At 74.1% G+C, this 7,471-nt stretch carries 7 protein-coding genes, 1 pseudogene and 1 riboswitch; of the genes and pseudogenes, 1 reads left to right on the top strand and 7 read right to left on the bottom strand.

The window, feature by feature from the left end:
* Nucleotides 1–1,374: pseudogene (locus tag ACWER9_RS23760) on the top strand (hypothetical protein); the annotation flags it as partial.
* 192 nt (nucleotides 1,375–1,566) lie between these two features.
* On the opposite strand, the gene thiC reads toward ACWER9_RS23760, so the two are convergent.
* From thiC to thiE, 7 genes are all read right to left on the bottom strand, one after another.
* Nucleotides 1,567–3,159, bottom strand: a complete 1,593-nt coding sequence (thiC, locus tag ACWER9_RS23755) for a phosphomethylpyrimidine synthase ThiC (protein WP_452303908.1) — start codon at nucleotides 3,157–3,159, stop codon at nucleotides 1,567–1,569.
* Nucleotides 3,160–3,176: 17 nt separating this feature from the next.
* Entirely contained in the window at nucleotides 3,177–3,962 is a 786-nt protein-coding gene (thiD, locus tag ACWER9_RS23750) for a bifunctional hydroxymethylpyrimidine kinase/phosphomethylpyrimidine kinase (RefSeq protein ID WP_452303907.1), read from the bottom strand.
* Nucleotides 3,959–4,591 carry a thiamine phosphate synthase gene (locus tag ACWER9_RS23745; RefSeq protein WP_452303906.1) on the bottom strand — a complete coding sequence of 211 codons (633 nt, stop codon included), beginning with the start codon at nucleotides 4,589–4,591 and terminating at the stop codon, nucleotides 3,959–3,961. The genes thiD and ACWER9_RS23745 overlap by 4 nt, the downstream gene beginning before the upstream one ends.
* Nucleotides 4,588–5,367 (bottom strand): thiazole synthase, encoded by a 780-nt coding sequence (locus tag ACWER9_RS23740; RefSeq protein WP_452303905.1) that lies wholly within the window; start codon nucleotides 5,365–5,367, stop codon nucleotides 4,588–4,590. Before ACWER9_RS23740 ends, ACWER9_RS23745 begins: the two co-directional genes overlap by 4 nt.
* Nucleotides 5,364–5,564, bottom strand: a complete 201-nt coding sequence (thiS, locus tag ACWER9_RS23735; RefSeq protein ID WP_452303904.1) for a sulfur carrier protein ThiS — start codon at nucleotides 5,562–5,564, stop codon at nucleotides 5,364–5,366. Before thiS ends, ACWER9_RS23740 begins: the two co-directional genes overlap by 4 nt.
* Entirely contained in the window at nucleotides 5,555–6,709 is a 1,155-nt protein-coding gene (gene thiO / locus ACWER9_RS23730; RefSeq protein ID WP_452303910.1) for a glycine oxidase ThiO, read from the bottom strand. Before thiO ends, thiS begins: the two co-directional genes overlap by 10 nt.
* Nucleotides 6,706–7,332, bottom strand: a complete 627-nt coding sequence (gene thiE, locus ACWER9_RS23725) for a thiamine phosphate synthase (protein ID WP_452303903.1) — start codon at nucleotides 7,330–7,332, stop codon at nucleotides 6,706–6,708. Before thiE ends, thiO begins: the two co-directional genes overlap by 4 nt.
* Nucleotides 7,327–7,436: riboswitch (TPP riboswitch) on the bottom strand. (Overlaps the previous gene by 6 nt.)
* Between the last annotated feature and the right edge of the window lie 35 nt (nucleotides 7,437–7,471).

Raw genomic sequence — 7,471 nt, 5'->3', positions numbered from 1 at the left:
GCCGCAGGCCCGGCCGCCGCAGGCCCGACCGCCGCAGGCCCGACCGCCGCAGGCCCGACCGCCGCAGGCCCGACCGCCGCAGGCCCGACCGACCCGGACGCACCCGTCTCCGCCACCCGCAGCGCTGCCCGGACGGGCACCGTCACGACCAGCGCGGACACCGACACGACCAGCACGGGCACCGACACGACCAGTGCTGGCGCTTCCGATCACGGGACACCCGAGGCAGCGCCGACGAGCAAGCCGCGACGGACCCGCAAGGCGAAGGCCAATCCGGACACCACCACCTCCGACGCGGCTGACGACACGGCCCCGGCCAGCCCGGCAACCACCCCCGAGCCGAGCACCGGCCGCGCCACGAAGGGCACGCGGCCAGGCAAGTCCGCCGACACCACCGGCTCCGAGGTGAAGCGCGCACCGGCCGCCACCGCCTCCGACGCGAAGCAGGCACCGGCCACCGCGGCAACCGTCGGAGCCGGCGCGACGCAGGCGCCGGCCGGCCCGAAGCCCCCCGCGACGGCCGACGCCGCACCGGCACCGACCACCGCCTCCGGCACCGCTGGTGCCGACGCCACCGCATCCCCGAGGGTCCCGAAGACCGGCACGGGCAGCACCACGGCACCGGCCGCCGCGACCAGGGGTTCCGCAGTGGCCGGGGCCGGTGACACGGACACCGCACGGCCCGCCGCCGAGGACGTTTCCGCCGCAGGGTTGTTCGAGGCCACCGCCGCCGGTGACCCGGACGCCCACCTGTGGACGCCGACGCCGTCGGCCTGGCCGGTCACCTCGACCTGGGCGGTGCCACCACAGGCCGCACAGCCGGGAGCGACGGCATCGGAGGGGCCGAGCGGGTCTGCCGAGCCGACCGGCCCGACAGCCCGGCCCCGGCACCGGGCGCCGTTGCCGGACCTGAGCCGGGCTGGCACCTGGAACGCATTCGACACCTCCCGGCGGGGCAGGTCGGCGGGATCGCCGGACAGTTCGCCGGCACCGACGGCGCCTACCGATGCCAGCGAGACGACCGCTCCGGCCGAACGTCCGGGCCCGACCGGCGCGCCCGCGAACGCCGCAAGCGCCCCCACCGGCACTGCCGATACGGCGCCTGCCGACGGCACGTCCGCAGCGTCGACGTCGCCGAAGGTGGCAGAGCAGCCGTCCCGGCGTGGGCGGCTCGGCGGGCTGTTCCGCCGCAACCGGTCCCGCGCCGACGAGGAGAGCCCCAAGACGTCGGACGAGGCGGAGCCGCTGGCGTCCCAGGACGAGGAGTTCGTCGACTGGGTGGCCGGTCTGAGCAAGCCGGTGACGGACAACGACCCCGGGCAGGAGAACGACCGCAGATCACTGCGCTCCACCGGTCGACACCACCGCGACTGACCCACCCCGACCGACCTGCCGCGGTCGACCTGCCCCGGTCGACCTGCGTCACGCGGCGTTCAGACCCACCGCCCAACCGCTTGATCGACTCGGGTTCATTGATACCGGGCCAACCCACCGACCGGGACACCCCGACATCCGTGAACCCGAGTTGATCAATCGAAGCAGCCGCGCCGGACCGGGCTGGGCAGATCAGGCGAGCGGGAGGTACACCCGGCCGCCACCGGAGACGAACTCCTCCGACTTGTCCTTCATGCCGCGTGCCGCGTACTCCTTGAGCTCTTGGGTGATCTTCATGGAGCAGAACTTCGGGCCACACATCGAGCAGAAGTGCGCGGTCTTCGCGGGCTCGGCGGGCAGGGTCGCGTCGTGGTACGAGCGCGCCGTCTCCGGGTCCAGCGAGAGGTTGAACTGGTCCTCCCAGCGGAACTCGAACCGCGCCTTCGAGAGAGCGTCGTCCCAGGCCTGCGCGCCGGGGTGCCCCTTGGCCAGGTCCGCCGCGTGCGCCGCGATCTTGTACGCGATCACGCCCGCCTTCACGTCGTCCCGGTCCGGTAGGCCGAGGTGCTCCTTCGGCGTGACGTAGCAGAGCATCGCGGTGCCGAACATGCCGATCATCGCGGCGCCGATCGCCGAGGTGATGTGGTCGTACGCCGGAGCGATGTCGGTGGTCAGCGGACCGAGCGTGTAGAAGGGCGCCTCGTGGCACCACTCCTGCTGGAGGTCCACGTTCTCCTTGATCTTGTGCATCGGCACGTGACCAGGGCCCTCGATCATCACCTGGACGTCGTACGCCCAGGCCACCTTGGTCAGCTCGCCGAGGGTGCGCAGCTCGGCGAACTGCGCCTCGTCGTTGGCGTCCGCGATCGACCCCGGGCGCAGCCCGTCACCGAGGGAGAACGTCACGTCGTACTTCGCGAGGATCGCGCACAACTCCTCGAAGTTCGTGTAGAGGAAGTTCTCCTCGTGGTGCGCCAGGCACCACGCCGCCATGATCGAACCGCCCCGGGACACGATCCCGGTCACCCGGTCCACGGCCAGCGGCACGTACGGCAGGAGCACCCCGGCGTGCACGGTCATGTAGTCCACGCCCTGCTCGGCCTGCTCGATCACGGTCTCCCGGAACACCTCCCAGCTCAGCTTCACCGGGTCGCCGCCGACCTTCTCCAGCGCCTGGTAGATCGGCACCGTCCCGATCGGCACCGGCGAGTTCCGGACGATCGCCTCCCGGGTCTCGTGGATCCGCTTGCCGGTGGACAGGTCCATCACGGTGTCCGCGCCCCAGCGGGTGGCCCAGGTCAGCTTCTCCACCTCCTCGGCCACCGAGGAGCTGACCGCCGAGGTGCCGATGTTGGCGTTCACCTTGACCAGGAACGCCTTGCCGATGATCGCCGGCTCGCACTCCGGGTGGTTCACGTTGAGCGGGAGCACCGCCCGACCGGCCGCGATCTCGGCCCGTACCAGCTCCGGGTCGACGTTCTCCCGGATCGCCACGAACTCCATCTCGGGCGTCACCACACCGGCCCGCGCGTACGCCAACTGGGTGGGCCGACGGTTACCCCGCCCGGCGAGCGGCGTGCCCGCACCCCGCACCGGCGCCACGTCACCCCGCTCGGCGATCCACGGGCCCCGCAGTGCGGGCAACCCCACCGACGGGTCCGAACCGGGCCCGGACGTGTCGTAGAGCCGCACCGGCGGCAGGTCGCCGGTCAGCCCCACCTCCGCAAACGGCACCCGGACATCCGGCCGGGACCCCTCGACGTACACCTTGCCTCGTGCGTGCATGACAGCCTCCCTGGTGATCAAGCGGACCAGCCGAAGTGGTTCAACGGCCCGCGCCCCGCGCCCAGCTCCCAGCCCCGCGCGCCGGTCAGCGCACGGAGCACGTACTCCTTGGCGGTCCCCACGGCGGCCGGCACCGGATCGCCCAGACCGAGCCGCACCGCGATCGCCGCCGAGAACGAGCACCCGGTGCCGTGGGTGTGCCGGGTCTCCACCCGGGGCGCGCGCAACAGGGTGGTGACGCCGCCACCGTGCAGCACGTCGACCGCCTCACCCCCGTCCAGGTCACCGCCGGTGACCACCACGTACTCCGGGCCACCGGCCCCCAGGGCCTCGGCGGCCACGACCATCGCGGCCACGTCGTCCACCGGGCGTCCGGTGAGCGCCGCGGCCTCCGCACAGTTCGGGGTCGCCACCCGGGCGTACGGCAGGAGCCGCTCCACCGCGCCCACCACGCCGAGCCGGTGACCACTCGTGGCGACGAGCACCGGGTCGACGACGAGCTGCGGCAGTCGACCGTCCCGCGCCGCCTCGGCCACCACGTCCGCGATCGCCGGGGTGCCGAGCATTCCCGTCTTCACCGCGCAGACGGCGAAGTCGCTGAGCACGCTGTCCAACTGCTCGGTGACCGTGCGTGGAGGCAACGGCAGCACCGCGTCGACACCCCGGGTGTTCTGCGCGGTGACCGCGGTGAGGACGCTGGTGCCGTACGCGCCCAACGCGGCGAAGACCTTCAGGTCGGCCTGGATGCCGGCGCCGCCGCCGGAGTCCGAGCCGGCAATGGTGAGGGTGGTGCGCGGTGTCACGTATCCCCCTTGGTTGCGGTTTGGGTCAGCTCAGGGGTGACCGCCTCTTGGAAAGCGCTGGTCAGGGTGGCGGCTGTTTCGGTGGTGTTCTTTGCTCGCATGAGCGCGCCCAGCACTGCCACTCCGGTGGCTCCGGCTCCTACGCAGGCGGTCACCTGGTCTGGGGTTTCGATTCCGCCGAGGGCCAGCACGGGCACCGGGCTGACCTCGATCAGCTTGCGGAGGCCGTCGGTGCCCAGGGGCGGGCCGTAGCCGGGTTTGGTCTTCGTCGGCCAGACCGGGGAGACGGTGGCGTAGTGCTCGGTGGACAGGCGGTCCAGCTCGCTCCGGTCGTGGCAGGAGCGGCCGACGAGGCCGTGGGTCGGCGGTGGGTACGGGCCGGCAGCGGGCAGGTGCACGGCGTCGCCGCCGAGCGGGTCGGGGCCGGCCACGACGAGGGTTCCGCCGACGTCGGCGAGGATGGCGCGCAGGTCGGCGGCGAGGGCGGCCCGCTCGGCGCGCGGCAGATCCTTCTCCCGCAGCACCACCCAGCGCACTCCCCCGGCCACCGCCCCCGCCACGACCCGGTCGAGCCCACCGCGCGCGACGAGCCGATCGGTCAGGACGACGATCCCGGACGGCGGGGTCACAGCTCGGGTCTTCCCTCGTCGGGCGTGGAGGCGAGCGCGTGGAAGCGACGCTCGATCCGGCCGGCGCCGGCGGCGAGACGCCCGGCCTCGACCGCGTACCGCATGGCGGTGGCCATCGCCACCGGGTCGGCCGCCCGGGTGACGGCGCTCGCCAGCAGCACCCCGTCGCAGCCCAGCTCCATGGCCAGGGCCGCGTCGGACGCCGTGCCGATGCCGGCGTCGAGGATCACCGGCACGTCCACGACCTGCCGGATGAGTCGAATGTGGTGCGGGTTGCCGACCCCGAGCCCCGACCCGATCGGGGAGCCGGCCGGCATCACCGCGGCGCAGCCCACGTCGGCGAGACGGCGGGCGAGCACCGGATCGTCGCTCGTGTACGGCAGCACGGTGAAACCGTCGGAGACCAACTCCTCGGCGGCGCGGAGCAGCTCCACCCCGTCGGGCAGGAGCGTCCGCTCGTCGCCGATCACCTCCAGCTTGACCCAGTCGGTGTCGAACGCGTCCCGGGCCAGCCGGGCCACCTTCACCGCCTCGGTCGCGGTGTGGCAGCCTGCGGTGTTCGGCAGCAGGCGTACGCCGCAGCGGTCCAGCAACTCCAGCAGCCCGCCCGTGGAGCCCGGTGCGGTGCCCACCCGGCGCAGCGCCAGCGTGACCAGCTCGGTGCCGGAAGCCCGGATCGCCTGCTCCAGCACGTGCAGGTTCGCGGCACCGCCGGTGCCGAGGATCAACCGCGAGGTGAAGGTCTGTCCACCCAGCTCGAACGGCACCCCGCTCACCCGCCCTGCGCCGCGGTGAGCACCTCGACCCGGTCACCGTCGCACAGCGCGCGGGCCGACCAGCCGGTTCGGGGCACCACCTCGCCGTTGATCGCCACCGCCACGCCGCGCGCGTGCGGCACGATGTCGCTGACCAGGTCCGCCACGGAAGCGCCAGCGGCGACGTTGCGCCCGGCCCCGTTCACCGTCAACTCCACAGCTCCCCCTCGGTCGTCGGTTCAGGCCCGCCCCGGGCGGCAGCGCCGTAACGGTCGGCGCGGAAGGGCGTCAGCAGCGGGTCGGGTACGCCGCCGAGCACCAGATCGGCGATCAGGTCGGCGGTGACCGGGGTGAGCACGATGCCGTGCCGGTGGTGCCCGGTGGCGGCCAGGACGTCCGGCCGATCGGGCAGCGGCCCGAGGATCGGCGCGTTGTCCGGGGTGCCGGGGCGCAGCCCGGCGACCGCCTCGACCAGCTCGTACTCGGCGAGTTCGGGCAGCAGGTCGACCCCGGCGCGCAGCAGCCGCTGCACGGCGCCGGCGGTGACAGTGGTGTCCGAGCGCTCCTCGACAGTCGCGCCGAGCACCACCTCACCGCCGGCGCGGGGCACGAGGTAGACGTGCTCGCCGTCGGCGTACCCCCGGATGACGTGCCGGAAGCCCGGCGCGACGCCGTCGGGCGCGCGGAGCCGGAGGACCTGGCCCTTCACCGGCCGCACGGGCAGGCCGGTGAGCGCAGCGGTCTCGCAGCCAGCGGCGACCACGGTGACCTTGGCGTCCACATCGGACAGGTGTCGGACCGGCCGTGGCACGAGCACCGCGCCGGCCCGCTGCGCGGCCGTGCGCAGCGCCGGCACCAGCAGACGGGGGTCGACCTGGTGGTCGGTGGGCGCGAGCGCGCCACCGCGCACCCGTGGGGCGAGCGCCGGCTCGCGGTCGCGCAGCTCGCTGGGGCGCAGCGGCGTCACGGGCAGGCCCAGACCCTGCTGGTACGCCCAGAGCCGGCGCGCCTCGGCCAGGTCGTCGCCGGTGAGGCCGACCATCAGGGTGCCCTCGGTCCGGTAGCCGATCTCGACGCCGGTCGTAGCGGTGAGCTCGGCGGCGAACGCCGGCCAGCGGGCGGCGGACGCCAGCAGCAACCCGGTCAGCTGCCGCTCGCCGAAGTACGCCTCGGCGACCGGGGAGAGCATGCCGGCGGCGACCGCCGACGCCCCCGAGCCGGGTGCCGGGTCGTGCAGCTCCACCCGCAGCCCTCGGGTCGCGCAACGCCAGGCGATCGCCAGCCCGATGGGCCCCGCCCCCACCACTGCCACGTCCGGCCGGGCCCGGTCGCTCGACGGCGGTGACGGGGACCGGCCGGTCAGCACGTCAAAGCCTCGATCAGCTCCGCGGTCGCCCGTGCCGGGTCGGCGGCGGCACCGACGGCACCGACCACCGCCACCCCGTACGCCCCGGCGGCCCGCAGCGCCGGCACCCGGGCGGCGGTCACCCCGCCGATCGCGATGACCGGGACGTCGACGGCCTCGACGACGGCGCGCACCCCGGCGGGCCCGATGGGATCTGGCAGCCCGGTCTTGGTGCTGGTGCTGTGGCACGGCCCGACGCCGAGGTAGCTGGCTCCCGCCGCGACGGCCTCGCGTGCCGGGCCCGGCGCGCGGGCGGTGGCCCCCAGCACGCCGGTGGGGCCGAGCACCCGGCGGGCAGCGGCCACCGGCAGGTCGTCGGCACCGACGTGGCCACCGGCGGCGCCCACCGCCAGCGCCACGTGCAACCGGTCGTTGACCAGGCAGGTCGCCTCGTACGACACGCAGAGCGCCAGCACCCGCCGGGCCAGGTCGTACGCCTCGCGGTCGGTGGCCGAGTCCTCGACCCGCACCTGCACCACGAGGTCGGCGCGGGCCACGCTGAGGGCGGCCTGAACCACGGCGAGTGGGTCACGACCGGGTCGGGTGTCGGTGATGAGATGCAATCGCCCCAGGGACGGCACGGCAACGCTCCTCCCTGCGCCGGCATTACCCGGATCAGGTTCGACGGTCGGGGGCTGTCAGCCCCCCTCTCAGCCCGGTACACCGGGCTCCCGTGGGTTACTTGCGTGTCACCGTACGACAGATCCGCCGGCCTGCCAA

It is taken from the genome of Micromonospora sp. NPDC003944 (assembly GCF_053605225.1).
This window is presented reverse-complemented; position numbering and strand designations above follow the sequence as displayed.